The 17546-nt window shown below is 71.2% G+C and carries 10 protein-coding genes; 6 read left to right on the forward strand and 4 right to left on the reverse strand.

Going from position 1 to position 17546, the window contains the following annotated elements:
- Positions 1-52 precede the first annotated feature (52 nt).
- Both AC07V5_RS09600 and AC07V5_RS09605 read left to right on the forward strand, forming a co-directional pair.
- Positions 53-1711 carry a type I secretion system permease/ATPase gene (locus tag AC07V5_RS09600; RefSeq protein ID WP_495115422.1) on the forward strand — a complete coding sequence of 553 codons (1659 nt, stop codon included), beginning with the start codon at positions 53-55 and terminating at the stop codon, positions 1709-1711.
- A 14-nt stretch (positions 1712-1725) separates the two neighbouring features.
- The gene (locus tag AC07V5_RS09605) at positions 1726-3024 is read left to right on the forward strand and encodes an HlyD family type I secretion periplasmic adaptor subunit (protein WP_495115423.1); all 1299 of its coding nucleotides are present in this window, start codon (positions 1726-1728) and stop codon (positions 3022-3024) included.
- A gap of 9 nt (positions 3025-3033) precedes the next feature.
- On the opposite strand, the gene AC07V5_RS09610 is transcribed toward AC07V5_RS09605, so the two are convergent.
- Positions 3034-3546, reverse strand: a complete 513-nt coding sequence (locus AC07V5_RS09610; RefSeq protein ID WP_495115424.1) for a response regulator — start codon at positions 3544-3546, stop codon at positions 3034-3036.
- A gap of 223 nt (positions 3547-3769) precedes the next feature.
- Between AC07V5_RS09610 and uvrA the strand changes: the two genes are divergently transcribed.
- The 4 genes from uvrA to AC07V5_RS09630 all read left to right on the forward strand — a co-directional run bounded on the left by uvrA (position 3770) and on the right by AC07V5_RS09630 (position 12836).
- Positions 3770-9394 (forward strand): excinuclease ABC subunit UvrA, encoded by a 5625-nt coding sequence (gene uvrA, locus AC07V5_RS09615; RefSeq protein ID WP_495115425.1) that lies wholly within the window; start codon positions 3770-3772, stop codon positions 9392-9394.
- A gap of 106 nt (positions 9395-9500) precedes the next feature.
- Positions 9501-9896: a hypothetical protein gene (locus tag AC07V5_RS09620; protein ID WP_495115426.1), complete on the forward strand. Its 396-nt coding sequence runs from the start codon at positions 9501-9503 to the stop codon at positions 9894-9896.
- 33 nt (positions 9897-9929) lie between these two features.
- Positions 9930-10088, forward strand: a complete 159-nt coding sequence (locus tag AC07V5_RS09625) for a hypothetical protein (RefSeq protein ID WP_495115427.1) — start codon at positions 9930-9932, stop codon at positions 10086-10088.
- A 90-nt stretch (positions 10089-10178) separates the two neighbouring features.
- Positions 10179-12836 carry a S9 family peptidase gene (locus tag AC07V5_RS09630; protein WP_495115671.1) on the forward strand — a complete coding sequence of 886 codons (2658 nt, stop codon included), beginning with the start codon at positions 10179-10181 and terminating at the stop codon, positions 12834-12836.
- On the opposite strand, the gene AC07V5_RS09635 is transcribed toward AC07V5_RS09630, so the two are convergent.
- The 3 genes from AC07V5_RS09635 to AC07V5_RS09645 form a co-directional block, all read right to left on the reverse strand.
- Positions 12833-14029 carry a vanadium-dependent haloperoxidase gene (locus AC07V5_RS09635; RefSeq protein WP_495115428.1) on the reverse strand — a complete coding sequence of 399 codons (1197 nt, stop codon included), beginning with the start codon at positions 14027-14029 and terminating at the stop codon, positions 12833-12835. The two genes, AC07V5_RS09630 and AC07V5_RS09635, sit on opposite strands and share 4 nt — an antisense overlap.
- A gap of 62 nt (positions 14030-14091) precedes the next feature.
- A complete protein-coding gene (locus AC07V5_RS09640; RefSeq protein WP_495115429.1) occupies positions 14092-16914 on the reverse strand; it encodes a serine/threonine-protein kinase in 2823 nt (940 codons plus the stop codon).
- An 81-nt stretch (positions 16915-16995) separates the two neighbouring features.
- Positions 16996-17538 carry an ECF-type sigma factor gene (locus AC07V5_RS09645; RefSeq protein WP_495115430.1) on the reverse strand — a complete coding sequence of 181 codons (543 nt, stop codon included), beginning with the start codon at positions 17536-17538 and terminating at the stop codon, positions 16996-16998.
- Between the last annotated feature and the right edge of the window lie 8 nt (positions 17539-17546).

Raw genomic sequence — 17546 nt, forward strand, 5'->3', positions numbered from 1 at the left:
ACGGTGGCCCGCAAGACTGCGGGCCATTGTCATTTCAGCCTTTCGCCGCGCCATGAACCCCACCCCCTCCGCCCTCGACCTGCCCCGGCTGCTCAAGCGCCATGCGCTGGCCTTCGGTCTCTTCAGCCTGGCCATCACGGCACTGCTGCTGGTGCCCACGGTCTACATGCTGCAGGTGTACGACCGCGTGCTGTCCAGCCGCAACGAGACCACGCTGCTGGTGCTGACCGGCCTCACCCTCGGGCTCTACGGCCTGCTGGTGGCGCTGGAGGCGGTGCGCTCGGCCGTCTGCGCGCGGCTGGCGGCGCGGGCCGATGCGCTGATCGCGCCCCACGTCTTCGCGGCCGCCGTGCAGCCCACCACCGGCCAGCCGCCGCAGCTGCTGGCGGCCGACCTGGCCACGCTGCGCCAGGCCGTTGCCGGCCCACTGCCGGCGCTGCTGTTCGACCTGCCGCTGGGCTTGGTCTTCGTGCTCGTCGCGGCCATCGTGGACGTTTGGTTGGGAGCCTTCGTGGCCCTGTCCATCGCGCTGCTGGTGGGCCTGGCGCTGTGGCAGGAGCGCCGGCTGCGTGCGCCGCTGCAGCAGGCCCAGCTGGACGCCGCCCAGGCCCAGCAAGCCCTGCACGAGGTGGCCCGCCAGGGCGAGACCGTGCGCGCCCTGGGCCTGCAGCAGTCCCTGGCCGCCCGCTGGGGTGTGCTGCACGGCCGCGCCTCGGGCCAGCAACTGGCCGCAGCGGCCGAGGTGGGCCGCATCGGCGCGCTGCAGCGCCTGGCACGCCTCGCCACCCAGTCGCTGGCCCTGGGCCTGGGCGCCTGGCTGGTGCTGGAGCAGCGCATCAGCCCGGGAATGATGATGGCGTCCAGCCTGTTGCTGGGCCGCGCGTTGCAGCCCTGGGAAGGCCTGATCCAGCAGGGTCGCAGCCTGGCCGCGCTGCGCGAGAGCTGGCCGCGCCTGCGCGAGTTGCTGGCCCGCCCGGCCGAGGCCGAGCCCATCGAACTGCCCGCGCCGCGCGGCGCCCTGCGCGTCGAAGGCCTGGGCCTGAGCCTGGACGGCGAGGCCGAGCTGCTGGCGGGCCTGGACTTCGAGGTGGCGCCTGGCGAGGTGGTGGCTGTCGTCGGCCCGAGTGGCGCCGGCAAGTCGACGCTGGCGCGGCTGCTGTGTGGCGGCCTGCAGCCCGGCCGCGGCTGCGTGCGGCTGGACGGCGCCACGCTGCCGCAATGGCCGGCCGCCCAGCGCGCTGCCGCCATCGGCGTGCTGCCGCAGGACGTGCAGTTCTTCGACGGCACGGTGGCCGAGAACATCGCCCGCCTGGCCGCGCTGGAAGGCGACGAGGCCGGCCGCGCCGCCGTCGTGCGCGCCGCCCAGGCCGCCGGCGTGCACGAGCTGGTGCTGCGCCTGCCCCAGGGCTACCAGACCCGCCTGGGCCCGCAGGGCTTGCAGCTGTCCGGCGGCCAGCGCCAGCGTGTGGGCCTGGCCCGTGCGTTGTACGGCGACCCGGCCGTGCTGGTGCTGGACGAACCCAACGCCCATCTCGACGAACCCGGCGAGCAGGCCCTGCGCGCCGCGCTGCAGGCGCACAAGCAGGCCGGCCGCTCGGCCGTCGTCATCACCCACCGCAACGCGCTGTTGGCCGTGGCCGACCGCGTGCTGTTGCTGCGCGGCGGCCGCATCGCCGCTGTCGAACCCCGCCCCGCGCTGCGCAGCGCCTGAACCGGAAGCACATCATGCAAGACCTCCAAGACGATCTCCGCCCCCTCGTTCGACGTGGCCTCGCGCTGCTGGTGCTGGGCTTCGGCGGCTTCCTGGCCGCAGCGGCCTGGGCGCCGGTGGACCAGGCCCTGCCGGGCCAGGGCTCGCTCGCTGCGGCCAGCCAGCGCAAGGTGGTGCAGCCCGCCTTCGGCGCGGCCGTGCGCGCCCTGCATGTGGCCGAGGGTGACCGTGTGCGCGCCGGCCAGTTGCTGGTCGAGCTGGACAGCACCGCCGCCGAGGCGGAGCAGGCCGCCGCGCGCCGCCAGGCCCTGCTGCTGGCCGCCTCGCGCGAGCGCCTGACGGCTTTGCTTCAAGGGCAGGGCGCGCTGGCCTTCTCGGCCGGGTTGAAGCGCGACGCGGCGGCCATGGTCGACGGCGCCACGCTGCTCGACACGCAGGCCGCGCTGTTCCGCAGCCTGGCCCAGGGCCAGCGCGACGGCAGCACCCAGTTGGCTGCGCGCCGTGCCCAGCTGGCCCGCGAGGCCGAGGGCCAGCAGGCGGGCCTGACCGAGCAGCGCGCCCAGCGTGCCATCGTCCAGCAGCAGACGGCCCAGCTCGAAGACCTGGCCCGCCAGGGCTATTACCCGCGACTCAAGCTGGCCGACGCCCAGCGCCAGCTGCACGCCGCCCAGCAGGATGAGGCGCGTGGCACGGCCGAGCTGGCCCGCCTGCGCGAGGCCGCCCGCGAGGCGGATGCGACGCAGTCGCTGCGCGGCGTGGAGCTGAAGCGCGATTGGCAGGCCGAGCTGCTCGACGCCGAGCGCCAGGGCGCCCAACTCGCCGCGCGCGTTGCGACGCTGGCCCAGCAGATCACCCAGAGCCGCCTCGTCGCGCCGGTGGACGGCGTCGTCGTCGGCCTGGCGGTGCACACGGTGGGTGGCATCGTGCAGGGTGGGCAGACGCTGATGGAGCTGGTGCCCAGCGACGACGAGCTGGTCGTCGACAGCCGTTTCCCGCTGGTGGCGGGCGAGAAGCTGCACGCCGGCCAGCCGGCCGACCTCGTCTTCACCAGCCTGGACCGCACGCAGACGCCGACGCTGCGGGGCCGCGTGCTGACTGTCAGTGCCGACAAGCTGGAGGACGGCCGCAGCGGTGCCGGCTACCTGCGCGTGCGCGTGGCCTTGGCCGACGGCGAGCGTGCGCGGCTGCACGGCGTGGAACTGCGCGCCGGCCTGCCGGTGGATGTGATGGTGAGCCTGGGCGAGCGCTCGCTGCTGGGCTGGTGGCTCAAGCCGCTGACGGACCGCCTGGGCCACGCCTTCAGCGGCGCCTGACCCGGTGGGTCAGTTCGGCTCGGGCAGCTTGAGCCAGCGCTGCAGCCGGGTGCGCAGCGCGACGAAGTCCAGCGGCTTGGTCAGGTGCTCGTCCATGCCGGCCTCCAGGCTGGCGGCCACGTCGGCGTCCAGCGCGTGCGCGGTCAGGGCAAGGATGGGGAAGGCGGGCAGGCTGCCATCGCGCTGCTGGGCGCGCAGGCGGCGGGCGCATTCCAGGCCGTCCATGCCGGGCATCTGGATGTCCATCAGCACGAGGTCCGGAGCGGCTTCCGCGCAGGCGGACAGGGCTTCGATGCCGTTCCTGGCGAGCCTGGCCTGAACGCCCATCAGCGCCAGGAACTCCAGCGCGACGACCTGATTGATGTGGTTGTCCTCGACGAGCAGGACCTGGGCCAGGCGTCGACTCGTGGAGGCTTCGTCGCCGCCAAGCTGAGGCGCGCCGCCGCGCGCCCCATCGGTGGCGGCGTTCAGCCAGAACGGAACCAGCGCTAATCCTGGTTCGGGCAACCTCGACTTGTCCATCCCCGTGTCCTTGTTCAGTTTGTTTTTATGTTGGCCCCGAAAGGGGCGCAAGCCATTGTTGCCTCAGCAGGTGCCGCTGCGCAACCCGATGCCCCACAAATACGGTGAGGCTTGGCCGCTCATGTCGCCTGAATCGACCGCTTGTCGTTCGCGCGTGCTGACAGTTTTCGTCAACCTGTCTCCCTACACTGCTCGCCTTTGTCGTTTTGGCACCTCCCCACCCATGTCCGACGGTCTGATCCGCATCCGAGGCGCTCGGCAGCACAACCTCAAGAACCTCGATCTCGATCTGCGCACCGCGGAGTTGACCGTCGTGACCGGCCCCAGCGGCTCGGGCAAGTCCAGCCTGGTGTTCGACACCCTCTACGCCGAGGGCCAGCGCCGCTACGTGGAGACCTTCTCGGCCTACGCCCGGCAGTTCCTGGACCGCATGGACCGCCCAGCCGTCGACAAGGTGGACGGCGTGCCGCCGGCCATCGCCATCGACCAGACCAACCCGGTGCGCACCAGCCGCTCCACGGTAGGCACCATGACGGAGCTGAACGACCACCTGAAGCTGCTTTACGCCCGGGCGGCCGAGCTTTTTGACCGCAAGACGGCGCAGCCGGTCAGGCATGACACGGCGCAGAGCATTTATGCGGAGCTGATGGTGCGCGCCGAAGCGGCGCAAGACCCCAGGATGGTGCTGACTTTTCCCATCGAGCTGCCCGCGAACACGAGCGCCGAGCAGGTCGAGCAGTGGTTGTCGGCCAGTGGCTTCACCCGCGTGCAGGCCGAGCGCGAGGTGGACGGTAAAAAAGTGTTGGACGTCGTCGCCGACCGTTTCCGCATCCAGGGTGCGGACAAGCAGCGCGCGATGGAGGCCATCGAGCTGTCGCTCAAGCGGGGGGCGGGGCGGCTCAGCGTCTACGTCGGCGACGAAGGCGCCGTTTTGTGGCGCTTCTCCACCGGCCTGCATTGCCCGGACAGCGACCTCCGCTACGCTGACCCGCAGCCGGCACTGTTTTCCTTCAATTCCGCCTTCGGCGCCTGCGATAGCTGCCGCGGCTTCGGCCGCGTCATCGGCGTGGATCTCGGCCTCGTCATCCCCGACGACCGCAAGACGCTGCGCAACGGTGCCATCAAGCCGATGCAGACGCCCGCGTGGAAGGACTGCCAGGACGACCTGCTGAAGTACGCCGGCGAAGCCGGCATCCCGCGTGACACGCCGTGGAAGGACTTGTCTGCCGCCCACCGGGAGTGGGTCATCAATGGCACGCCGAACTGGAACGGCAACTGGAACAAGCAGTGGTACGGGGTCAAGCGCTTCTTTGAATACCTGGAGAGCAAGGCCTACAAGATGCACATCCGCGTGCTCTTGTCCAAGTACCGCAGCTACACCGAATGCCCCAGCTGCCGGGGTGCACGGCTGAAGACGGAGGCTTTGCTGTGGCGCGTCGGCGCCAAGCCGCTGGCCGATGCGGCGCTGCCGGCGGCGCAGCGCTTCCTGCCGGTGGGGGTGGACTGGAGCCGTGAGCAGCTCGAAGCGCTGCCGGGCCTGAGCCTGCACGACCTGATGCAACTGCCCATCCAGCGCCTGCGCGATTTCGTCGACGGCCTGCAACTGCCCAGCACCATGCTGGACGAAGCGCTGAAGCTGCTGCTGGACGAAATCCGCCACCGCAGCCGCTACCTCTGCGACGTGGGCCTGGGCTATCTGACGCTGGACCGCCAGAGCCGCACCCTCTCCGGCGGCGAGGTGCAGCGCATCAACCTGACGACGGCGCTGGGAACCTCGCTGGTCAACACCTTGTTCGTGCTGGACGAGCCCAGCATCGGCCTGCACCCGCGAGACATGGGCCGCATCGTGCAGGCCATGCAGCGGCTGCGCGACGCGGGCAACACGCTGGTCGTCGTGGAGCATGACCCCGCCGTCATGCTGGCGGCCGACCGCCTCATCGACATGGGCCCCGGCCCCGGCGAGCGCGGTGGCGAGATCGTCTACGACGGCACGCCCGACAACATCCGTGCCGCGGACACGCTGACCGGCGCCTACCTGGGCGGGCGCAAGCATGTCGGCATGGGGCTGAAGCGGCTGGTGGACGAGTCCACGCCCAAGCTCATCCTCGAAGGCGTGCGCGAGCACAACCTGAGGGATGTGTCGGTCGAATTCCCGCTGCAACGTCTCGTCGTCGTGACCGGCGTGTCGGGCTCGGGCAAGAGCACGCTGATGCAGGACGTGCTCTACCCCGCGCTGGCCCGCCAGTTCGGCAAGGCGACCGAGACGCCCGGCGCCCACGAGCGACTGCTGGGCGGAGACTTCCTCGCCGACGCGGTGTTCGTCGACCAGTCGCCCATCGGCAAGACGGCGCGCTCCAACCCGGCCAGCTACGTGGGCGCTTTCGATGAGATCCGCAAGCTGTTCGCCGTCGCGCCGCTGGCCGTCGAGCGCAGCTACACGGCCGGCATGTTCAGCTTCAACGCCGGCGACGGCCGCTGCCCGACCTGCGGCGGTTCGGGCTTCGAGCACGTGGAGATGCAGTTCCTCAGCGACGTCTACCTGCGCTGCCCGGACTGCGACGGCAAGCGCTTCCGCGCCGAAATGCTGGACGTGAAGCTGGCGCTGAAGGACCGCGACCTGAGCGTGTCCGACGTGCTGGAGCTGACCGTCGCCGAGGCGGTGAACCTGTTCAGCGAGCACCGCGCCGTCATTGCCAAGCTGCAGCCCATCGTTGACGTGGGCCTGGAATACGTGCGCCTGGGCCAACCGGTGCCCACGCTGTCGGGCGGCGAGGCGCAGCGCCTCAAGCTCGCTGGCTTCCTGGCCGAGGCGGCCGCGGCGCCGCGTTTCGGCGTCGCCAAGAAGGGCACGCTGTTCCTGTTCGACGAGCCGACGACCGGCCTGCACTTCGACGACATCGCCAAGCTGATGCGGGCGCTGCGCAAGCTGTTGAGCGCCGGCCACTCGCTGATCGTCATCGAGCACAACCTCGACGTCATCCGCGCGGCCGACTGGCTCATCGACCTCGGCCCCGAAGGCGGCGAGGCGGGTGGCGAGGTCGTCTGCGTTGGCACGCCCGAGGCGGTGACCCATCACGCGACCTCGCACACCGCCGCCGCGCTGCGCGACTACGCGCTGCACATGGACCGCCCGGCCATGGCGATCGAGGAAGGCCGGCCGCTGCAGTCCATCGTGCGTGCACGCCGCCAGACCGACGAGGCCATCAAGATCGTCAACGCCCGCGAGCACAACCTCAAGGGCCTGAGCGTCGACATCCCGCGCGGCAAGTTCAACGTCGTCACCGGCGTCAGCGGCTCGGGCAAATCCACGCTGGCCTTCGACATCCTCTTCAACGAAGGCCAGCGCCGCTACCTCGAATCGCTGAACGCCTACGCACGCTCCATCGTGCAACCGGCCGGCCGGCCCGAGGTGGATGCCGTGTGGGGCATCCCGCCCACGGTCGCCATCGAGCAGCGCCTGAGCCGCGGCGGCCGCAAGAGCACGGTCGCGACGACGACCGAGGTCTGGCATTTCCTGCGCCTGCTCTACGTGAAGCTGGGCGTGCAGCACTGCATCAACGACGGCGCGCCCGTGCGGCCGCAGAGCGTCGAGTCCATCGCCGCGCAGCTGATGCGCGACTACCGCGGCCAGCACGTGGGGCTGCTTGCGCCGCTGGTGGTGAATCGCAAGGGCGTCTACACCGACCTCGCCAAATGGGCCAAGGGCCGCGGCCACACGCATCTGCGCGTGGATGGCGAGTTCCTGCCCACGTCGCCCTGGCCGCGCATCGACCGCTTCAAGGAGCACACGCTGGAGCTGCCCGTCGGCGATCTCGTCATCGCCCCCGAACGCGAAGCCGAGCTGCGCGAGCTGCTGGCCAAGGCGCTGGACGTGGGCAAGGGCGTGCTGCACCTGCTGGCGCCGCTGGACGGCCTCAGCGTGGAAGAGGGCGCGACCGGCGCCGGCGTCGGCACGGTCAAGGTGTTCTCCACCAAGCGGGCCTGCCCCGTCTGTGGCACCAGCTACCCCGAGCTGGACCCGCGCCTGTTCTCGTACAACTCCAAGCACGGCTGGTGCAAGGGCTGCGTGGGCACGGGCCTGGCGCTGACGCGCGAGCAGCGCAAGGAGCTCGACGACAGCGTGCAGAGCGACGACAACCGCGGCCGCGAGCAGAGCTTCCCTTCGGAAGAAGTCGAGGTCGAAGGCCTGACCGATGCCGTCTGCCCCGATTGCCATGGCACGCGGCTGAACCCGACGGCGCGCTCGGTCGAGTTCGAGCACAAGGGCATTGGCGACGTGGCCGCCTGGAGCGTGGGCGAGGCGCATGGCTGGGTGAAAGGCCTGGCGCTGCACGGCCGCGACGCCGACATCGCCCGCGACGTCGTCAGCGAAATCCTCGGCCGCCTGGAGTTCCTGCAGGAGGTCGGCCTGGGCTACCTGACGCTGGACCGCGCGGCGCCCACGTTGTCGGGCGGCGAGGCCCAGCGCATCCGCCTGGCGGCGCAGCTCGGCAGCAACCTGCAGGGCGTCTGCTACGTGCTGGACGAGCCCACCATCGGCCTGCACCCGCGCGACAACCAGATCCTGCTGAAGGCGCTGGCGACGCTGGGCGACAAGGGCAACACGCTGGTGGTCGTCGAGCACGACGAGGACACCATCCGCCGCGCCGACCACATCATCGACATCGGCCCCGGCGCCGGCAAACGCGGTGGCCGTGTCGTTGCGCAGGGCACGGCGGCCGAGCTGGCCCTGCAGCCTGAATCGACGACGGGCCGCATGCTGGCCCACCCGCTGATCCACCCGCTGCAGGCCCGCCGGCCGGTCGAGCCCGACGCGCCCAAGCTGACCGTGCTGAACGCATCTCTGCACAACCTCAAGGCCGTGACGGTCGACGTGCCGTTGCACCGGTTGGTGGCGGTGACAGGCGTGTCCGGCTCCGGCAAGTCGACGCTCGCTCGCGACGTGCTGCTGGCCAACATGGCCGTCGTCGTGCCGCTGCGCAAGGCGCCGGCCAAGTGGACGGGCTGCGACGGCATCGAAGGCCACGAACAGGTCGACCGTGTGCTGGAGGTCGACCAGACCCCCATCGGCAAGACGCCGCGCTCCTGCCCGGCCACCTACATCGGCTTCTGGGATGCCATCCGCAAGCTCTTTGCCGAGACGCTGGAGTCCAAGGCGCGCGGCTATGCGCCGGCCCGCTTCAGCTTCAACACCGGCGCGGGCCGCTGCCCCGGCTGCGAAGGCCAGGGCATGAAGACCATCGAGATGAGCTTCCTGCCCGATGTGAAGGTGCCCTGCGACCAATGCCACGGCCAGCGCTTCAACCCCGAGACGCTGGGTGTCAGCTGGCGCGGCAAGAGCATTGGCGACGTGCTGGCGATGGAAGTGGACGAGGCGGTCGAGTTCTTCGCGGCCATGCCGTCGATTTCGCATCCGCTGCAGTTGCTGAAGGACGTGGGCCTGGGCTACCTGACGCTGGGGCAGCCGTCACCCACGCTGTCGGGCGGTGAGGCGCAGCGGATCAAGCTGGTGTCGGAGCTGGTCAAGGTGCGTGACGACGTTACGCGCCGCGGCCAGAAGGCGCCGCACACGCTCTACGTGCTGGACGAGCCGACCGTGGGCCTGCACATGGCAGACGTCGAGAAGCTGATCCGCGTGTTGCATCGCCTGGTGTCGGGTGGGCACTCGGTCGTCGTCATCGAGCATGACCTGGACGTCATCGCCGAAGCGGACTGGGTGCTTGACCTGGGGCCGGAGGGCGGCGATGCGGGTGGCCGGCTGGTCATCGAAGGCACGCCGGAGCAGGTGGTGGCCAGCGGCAGCCATACCGGCGTGGCGCTGAAGCCGGTGCTTTCTCGGGTGGCTTGAGCCGCGTTCACTTCGGTTTTGCAGAAGCTTGGCTGAGGGCTGAGCATCTTCCTCATCGCGAGCAGCACGAACACACTCCAGCGGTTCTTTGACCGAGGGTCGTGCCATGGTGTTCGTTGTGGGATGGGTGCTGGTGTTGCTGCTGTTGGCCCTGTGGTCCGGGCTCGTCACGGCAGCACATGCGTTGCTGGTTGCCATGCTGTCCCACGCCGGCACGCTGGGCACCGGTGACTGGAGCCTGCCCGAGTCGCTGACCGCGTGGCTGCCCGTACCGGTGGCGGAGTGGTTGGTCTCCGCAGTTGAAACGCTGACGCCGCAGTTGCAGTCGCTCTCGGGCTGGCTGCCGTCGCTGTCCGGCGGCGTCACCGTGCTGGCATGGGTGGTGTGGGCCTTTGGCGCCTTGCTGCTGCTGGGCATCGGCCTGGTGGTGCACGTGGCGATTGCGCTGTGGCGCAAGTCCCAGCGCTCCTCGTTGCCGCCGCCCGTCGCAGTGCTGCGCTGATCTCCCTTTCTTTCACTCCAACCCATACGCATCATGGAACCCCTGACTGGTTGTCTCGCCCTTCTCGCCACTGTGCTCGGCTGGTCTGCCTGGCATGCCTGGCGCCTGCGCAACGAGCGGCGCGACGTCCTGCTGATCGGCGCGTCCAGCGGCGTAACCGGCCTGGGCGCCGCGTTGGCGCATTGGCTTTGAGGCCGTGACGAATGGGGCGGGCGCCGGGGCTTTCTAGAATGCGCGGCCCCTAACCCTAGGGGGCAAGTTCAGGAGACCCCCTTGAAGCCCGTGACCTTCGCTGCCCTCGGCAGCCTGGCCCTTGCCCTGGCCATGTCGGCGGCAGTGCCCTTGCAGGCGCAGACCGTCGCTGCCAAGCCTGTTCCGAATCTCGAACAGATCTTCCGCGCCGAGCCCTACCGCGGCGAGAACGCCAAGGACGCCGCGTTCAGCCGCAGCGGCCGCTACCTGGCCTACCTGTGGAGCCCCTTCGGCGAGCCCGGCACCGACCTTTGGGTGCATGACACCAAGACGGGCAAGACCCAGCGCATCACCTCGCCCCAGCTGATGGCCGCCTTCGAGGCGCCCGAGGACATGGAGCGCTTCGACAAGAAGCTCAAGCAGCGCCAGGACGAGTACGCCGAGCGCCAGGCCCGGGAGGTCGCGCAGCAGGCCTACCTGCGCGGCGACAAGGTCGACCTGTCGCAGTGGGAAGCCGCCGCGATCGCCACGCTGAAGAAGGAACTGGCCGAGAAGAAGGCCAAGGATGACGCGCAGAAGGCCGCCGACAAGGCCGACGCCGATGCCGAGAAGCAGGCCGCCGCCGCACTGGCCGCCAAGCGTGCCGGCAAGCCGGTGCCCGTTGCAGCCGCGCCCGCGTCCGCCGCCTCGTCGCCGGACAAGAAGGACGACAAGGAAAAGGACCTCTGGGAACTCCGCGACGAGCTGAAGAAGAAGCTCGCCCGCGACAAGCTCAAGCCCACCGACCTCTACCCTGGCACGGCCCAGTTCGTCTGGGCGCACAAGGCCGACGAGCTGATCTTGCAGTACCGCGGCGGGCTCTATCGCTGGCGCGCTGACGACAAGGCACCCACGCCACTGGTGGCGACCCAGCGTGAGCTGCGCATCGTGGACTACACGGCCGACGACGCCGGCTTCGTCTTCATGGACGAGACCCGCGTGCTGCGCGCCAGCTTCAAGCAGCCCGGCGTGCAGATCGTCAACCGCGAGCTCATCCACCCGGACGACGAGCAGAAGAAGTACCGCATCGACCAGACCGCCATCAGCGAGGACGGCCGCTGGATGTCGCTGCTGGCCAGGGCGCCGCTGAAGACGGCCGACGACAAGCCGGCCCCGCCGCCCAAGCAGGTCGAGATCATGAATTACAGCGAGCGCTGGGCCACGGCCAAGAAGGTCAACCGCGAGGTGTCCGACGACAAGCGCAACGAGAAGCCGCTGGCCCTCTACATCCGCCAGGTGCCGGCTGGCGATGCCGCGCCGCGCAAGCAGGCCGAGCCGGTGTTCACCAACGCGGGCGGTGACGTCTGGTTCGAGATGAGCGACGTGGCCTGGGCACGCGACGGCAGCCGATACGCCTTCACGACCTGGGAGCGCGACAAGGAGCTGCTGCGGGTCTACCTGGGTGCAGCCAACGAGAGTGCCAAGCCCGAGATGGTGCTGGAGCGCCGCGGCGACGTCGGCCACGAAGTCGTCAACGTGCTGAAGCCCCGCTTCACGCCCGACGGCAAGACGTTGGTGCTGACGCTGGACGAAGCCGGCTGGCGTCAGCCCCATGCCATCGACGTGGCCACCAAGGCGCTGCGCCCGCTGGTGAAGGGCGAGTTCGAGGCCCACCAGGTCGTCGGTTTCACGGCCGACAGCAAGGCCATGTTCGTGCTGGCCAACCAGGGCGACACGGCGGCGATGAATGTGCTGCGTGTCGACCTGGCCAGCGGCGCGATGCAGGCCGTGGGTGCGGCGGGCGAGTTCCATCGCGCAGCGGCGTCGTCCGAAGACGGCCGCTGGGTGGCGGCCAACGCCGGCAACTGGGCCCAGCGCCCGGAGCTCAAGCTGCTGGCCACCGATGGCAAAGCAGCGCCGCGCACGCTGACCGACAGCAGCGACAAGGCCTGGGCCGATCTCAAGCTGCTGCAGCCCGAGCGCTTCAACTTCACCAACCGCCACGGCGACCGCATCGAGGCCTATGCTTTCAAGCCCGCCGGCTGGAAGGCGAGCGACAAGCGCCCGGCCATCGTCTACGTCTACGGCGGCCCGCTGAACGACCGCCACATCGTCGAGGTCGACAGCTTCCAGAACACCGCCTACCTGTTCGGCCAGTACATGGCCGCCAAGTACGGCTACGTGACCGTCGCCGTGGACCCGCGCGGCCACAGCAACTACGGCCGCAAGTTCTCCGACGCCAACTGGGAGCGCGCCGGCGAGCCCCAGGCCGAGGACCTGGAAGACCTGGCCAAGCTGCTGCCTGCGCAGTTCGGCGTGGACGCGAGCCGCGTCGGCCTGAACGGCTGGAGCTTCGGCGGCTTCCAGACCCAGTACACGATGTACACCCACCCCGATGTGTTCGCCGCCGGCATTGCCGGCGCTGGCCCGACGGAATGGGAGAACTACAACAGCTGGTACAGCGGCCGCACCATCGGCAAGGCCACCGACCGCACCAAGCCCGTGCTGCGCAAGTACTCGCTGCTGCCGCTGGCCAAGGGCCTGAAGAAGCCGCTGATGCTGGTGCACGGCATGCAGGACCCGAACGTGCTCTACCAGGACACCGTCAACGTCTACCGCGAGCTGCTGGACTCAGGCAAGGAGTCGCTGGTCGAGCTCTTCCTCGACCCGGACGGCGTGCATGCCATGGGTGGCGTGGTCAAGCCCGCCGGCTGGCACCGCAAGTACGAAGCCTTCTGGGTGCGCAACCTGGGTCGCGCAGCGCCCTAAGGTAGCGGCCGCAACTGCGTCGCCAGCACCTCTTCGGCCACCTTCTGGCCGAGGCGGTAGCCGACGTCGATCGAGTTGCGGAAGTGCACGCCGCTCCACACGCGTGAGTTGGCCAGTTCCTGGCCCATGGCCTCGGGCGTGGCCCAACTGCGTGTCATCGACAGCGCGGTGTTGACCCACACCAGCGGCGCCTTGCTGTCGCCGCGGAAGGCCGCCATCAGCGTCTGCAGATTGCCGCCGCCCACGGCGCCTCCCGACGGGTAGTCGCTGTTGGGCGGCGTGTGGATCAGCGGCTCCCAGGCCGCATCGCGCAGCTTGGCATCGGCGAAGGCGCCACGCAGCGCGTTGTAAGGCCGCCAGTGGCGGTACTTGGTCTTCAGCCCGACGTAGACGATGCGCGAGTCCAGGTCGGCCATGTCCATCAGCGCCAGCATGCGGGCGAACTCCAGCGGCGTGGCCTTCTGCGCCTCGGCCAGGGTCTTCAGCATCGCCACGGCATCCTCACCCTCGCCGGAGTTCCAGAACAGCGCGATGACCGACTGCTCGCCCGTGCGCTGCGTGCTGACGCGCCCGCCCACGGCCTTCACCTCGGCCAGGTCGCGCAGCGCGACGGCGCTGCCCACGGCCGGCGGCGGGCCGGGGTCGTACGCGGCCACGCCCTTGATGCCGAAGGGCTTCATGCGGGAGAGGCCGATGCCCGACTCCTGCTTGTACTCGGGCGTCAGCACATGGATGCCCGGTGCCGGCTCCACCTTGGGCGGTTCGACACGTGCGAAGGCGTCGTCGGCCCGCGCGGCCAGCAGCGCCAGTGCAACGCGCCGGCCCAGCGCCACGCCCTTGGCGCGTGCGGCTGGATCAGTGGCCGCCTTCAGCGAGGCCTCGTAGGTCTTGTCGATCAGCGCCTGGTCCGCACCCTGAACGCTGCCCAGCACGACCCGCGCGGCGGAAGCGACGGCGGCATCAGGCGAGGCATCGGGCACGGGCTCCGGCGGTGTGCCATAGGCCTGGTAGCGCGGCGTGATCGCGTTCAGCGCGTTGAACATCGCCAGGTCGGTCAGCAGCGTTGCGTGCGGCGCCTGTGCGCGTGGCGACTTGAGCAGCACCTTGGGCGTGGCCTCGGCCCAGTCGCTGACGACATCGGCATGCACGGGCGCGATCAGCAACGCCAGCAGCCATCCGTTGAGTTTGAACATGTGGTTCTCCCTGGACGCAAAGAGGCGACGCTACGCCCCGCGGGCGACGGCCGCAATGCGGTTCAGCGCGAAGCCAGCGCGATGTCCAACCGGCGCAGCGGCGCCTGGCGGTAGTCGGCGGCCCAGGGCCGGGCGGCGAAGCTGCGGTGTGCCAGCTCGGCTTCGAGCCGCGCTTGGGGCTTGTCGCCCTGGGCCAGTGCACAGGCGCCGGTCAGCGCGTGCAGGCGCGCCAGGTCGGTGTCCAGCGGGTCGTCGCGGGTGCGCGCGGCCAGGGCCAGGCTGGCCTGCAGGTCGGCCAGGCCGGCCGCGCTCTGGCGCAGCGCGCAGCGGGCCTCGCCGCGCAGGGCCAGCGCAAGCTGGGTGTCGTAGAGGCTGACGCGGTCGTCGGCGGCCGGCGTCAGCAGCGCCGCAGGCAGCGCCGCGATGGCGTCGGCCGCACGGCCGGCATCCAGCAGCACGCGGGCACGGGCGGCCTGCACCATCTGGGCGTAGCGCAGCGGGTTGGGCGTGCCCTCGCCGCGCACGGCGGGGAAGTCCGGCGCCTGGGCCAGCAGGGCCAGCGCCTCAGCGGTACGGCCGCCGGCGGACAGGTTCGTCGCCGCCGACATGTACTGGAAGGCTGTCAAGGGATGCCTGGCGTAGCCACCGTCGATGCGGGCCTGCAGCGCGATGCGGTAGTAGCGGTCGGCGTCGGCATGCCGGCCCAGCGCCTCGTAGATCTCGCCCAGCGTGTGGCCCAGGCGCAGGCGCTCGGGCGGCGTGCGCGCGTCGGCCTCCAGCGCGGCGCGGCTGCGTTGGATCAGCGGTAGGGCGAGTCCGATGTCGCCGCTGCGGGCCAGCACGCTGGCCTCGTACAGATCCAGCGGCGCGGCGATCTCGTCCGGCAGCGCCTCGCCGCGCGCTGCCAACCGGGCGCGGCTGGCGCGGATGGTGGCCAGCGCCTCGTCGGCATTGATCTGGAAATAGCCGGTGTAGCGGGCCGTGGCCATGCGCGCGGCGATGAGCGCGGCGCGCACGGCGTGGGCGCCGCCCAGGCGATCCAGCGTGGCCAGCGCCCCGTCGAGCTGCGCCTGCAGTTCGCGCGACTGGCCCGCGCCCAGCAGTGCGTCGGCCGCCGCCAGGCGCAGCGCAACGAGGTCCAGCGAGTTCGGTCCCGCCGCGGCCAGCGCGGTGGAGGCGGCGCGCTGCAGCCGCGGCAGCGCCTCGTCGCGGCGGTTCTCCGCCAGCAGCAGGCGGCCGCGCAGCGACTGCGCCCAGGCGGTGGCCAGGCCGCTGGCGGGCAGGCGGGCTTCCAGGGCGGTGAGAAGCGGCGCGGCGCCGGCAAAGCGATGGCGGGCGACCAGGCTGCGCACCAGCAGCAGTTCGGCGTCTGCATCGCCGGGCTGCAGCGCCAGGGCCTGCCGGGCGCTGGCTTCGGCAGCCTCGGGGTCGCGGGCGTCGAGCTGGGCGGCGGCCTGCTGGCGCCAGGCGTTGGCGTGCTCGGCCGTGCCGGCCTTGGCGTCGTGCAGTGCGGCGAGGCGGCGTGTGCCGACGTCGGCGGCCAGGCGCGGCGCGCCCATGTCGGCCAGCAGATGGCTGAGGCCGGCGTACATCTCGGCCCGCGCGGCCGGCTCGAAGCGCGGTTCGATGAGGGCAGTGCTGCGCGCCAGCAGCTCGGCCGGTGTCTGCCTGGCATCCGAACCCGAGGCCGAGGCCGGCGCCTGCAGCTTGAAGACCTCCGCGACGAAGGCACGTGCGGCCAGCTCACGGTCGTTGGCGGCGGCAGCGCGCTGGGCCTCCACGACGGCAACGCCCGCGCCCAGGCTCAGGGCCACCAGCACCCCGGCCGCGGCGGTCACGGCGCGGCGGTGGCGGCGCCCGGCCGGGCCCAGGCGCTGGCCTTCAGCCTCCAGTGCGGTGGCGAAGGCGGCGGCACTAGCCGGGCGGCGGGCGGGGTCGGGTGACAGCGCGCGCAGCACCAGTGCATCCAGCCCGCCTCGCAGCGCGCGGCTGCGTGCGGGGTTGGCGCAGCGCTGGCTGGGCGGTGGCGGGCTGGCGCCGGGCAGCTCGCCGCTCAGCAGCTCGTAGGCCAGCACGCCCAGGGAATAGACGTCGCCGGCCTCGCTGGCCGGGGCGCCGGCCAGCTGCTCGGGCGCCGCATGCGCCGGCGTCAGGCCGCCCGAGGCCGGGGTTGCACCCGGCCCGGCGCGCAGCGTCGCCACGCCGAAATCCAGCAGCCGCGGCGTGCCGTCGGCGGCGACGAGGACGTTGCCGGGCTTGAGGTCGCGGTGGATGACGCCGCAAGCGTGCGCATGCGCCACGGCGCGCGCCACCTGGGCCAGTAGGGCCAGCGTGGCGGTCACGTCCAGCTGCCGGTGCTTCACGTGCTGGTGGATGGGCAGTCCGGCCACGTACTCCATGGCCAGATAAGGGCGGCCCTGGGCGTCGATGCCGGCGTCGTAGAGGCGGGCGATGTGGGGGTGCTCCAGCCGCGCGACGATGCGCAGCTCGGCGGCCAGGCGTTCGGCCAGCGTCCTGTCCTCAGCGTGGGCGCGGCGCGAGCGGCGCGGCAGCTTCAGCGCCACCTCGCGTTCGTAGACGCCGTCGGCCCGCTCGGCGCGCCAGACGCTGCCCATGCCGCCGCGGCCGACCTCCTCCATGAGGCGCCAGGGGCCGATCAACTCGCCCGGCGCGGCGGGCGCGGCATCGGCCAGGTGCGGCAGGGTCGTGAAGGCGCCGCTGTCGGCCAGGCCCGCCTGGTCGGCCAGCATGCGGGCCAACTCCTCGCGCCAGCGCGGGTTGTCCAGCCGGGCTAGCCAGGCCTCGCGCTCGCCCACCGGCAGGGCCAGCGCCTCGTCCAGCAGCGGGCTGAGGGCGGCGAGGTCGGCGGCGGTGAGGCTGGCCATGTCAATGCCGCCCGGCCGCCCGAAGGCGTTGACACGCCCCCTCGGGGGACAGAGCGCGCAGCGAGCGTGGGGGCCTCATGCTCACCGCAGAAGGGCCAGCAGCAGCAGGCGGGCCTTGTCCCAATCGCGCCGCACGGTGCGTTCGGTCAGGCCCAGCACCTCGCCGATCTCGGTCTCGGTGTAGCCGCCGAAGTAGCGCATCTCCACCACCTGGGCCAGGCGCGGCTCGGCGGCCTGCAGCGCGGCCAGGGCCTCGTGCAGGCGCAGCACGTCGTCGGCATCGGACGGCAGGGCGATCTCGACGGCCGTGTCCAGCGTCAGCGCGTCGCCGGCGCGCGGACGGCGCAGCGTGTCGACGATGAACTCGCGCATCACGCGGGCCGCGTAGGCGAAGAACTCGCGCCGGCTCTCGGGCCGCAGGCGGGCGCTGTTCGCCAGGCGCAGATAGCTCTCGTGCACGAGCTGGGTGGTGTGCAGGCCGCCCGCATGGCCGCCACCGTCGCGCAGGCGTGCGCTGGCCAGCTCGCGCAGCGCCGGGTAGGCGGTCGCGAACAGCGCGTCCTGGGCGCCGGCCTCGCCGGCATTGACGCGGGTGATCAGCGCGTCGACGTCGTTCTCGTGCATGCCGGCAT

The organism is Roseateles sp. GW821-FHT02E12, from assembly GCF_059421665.1.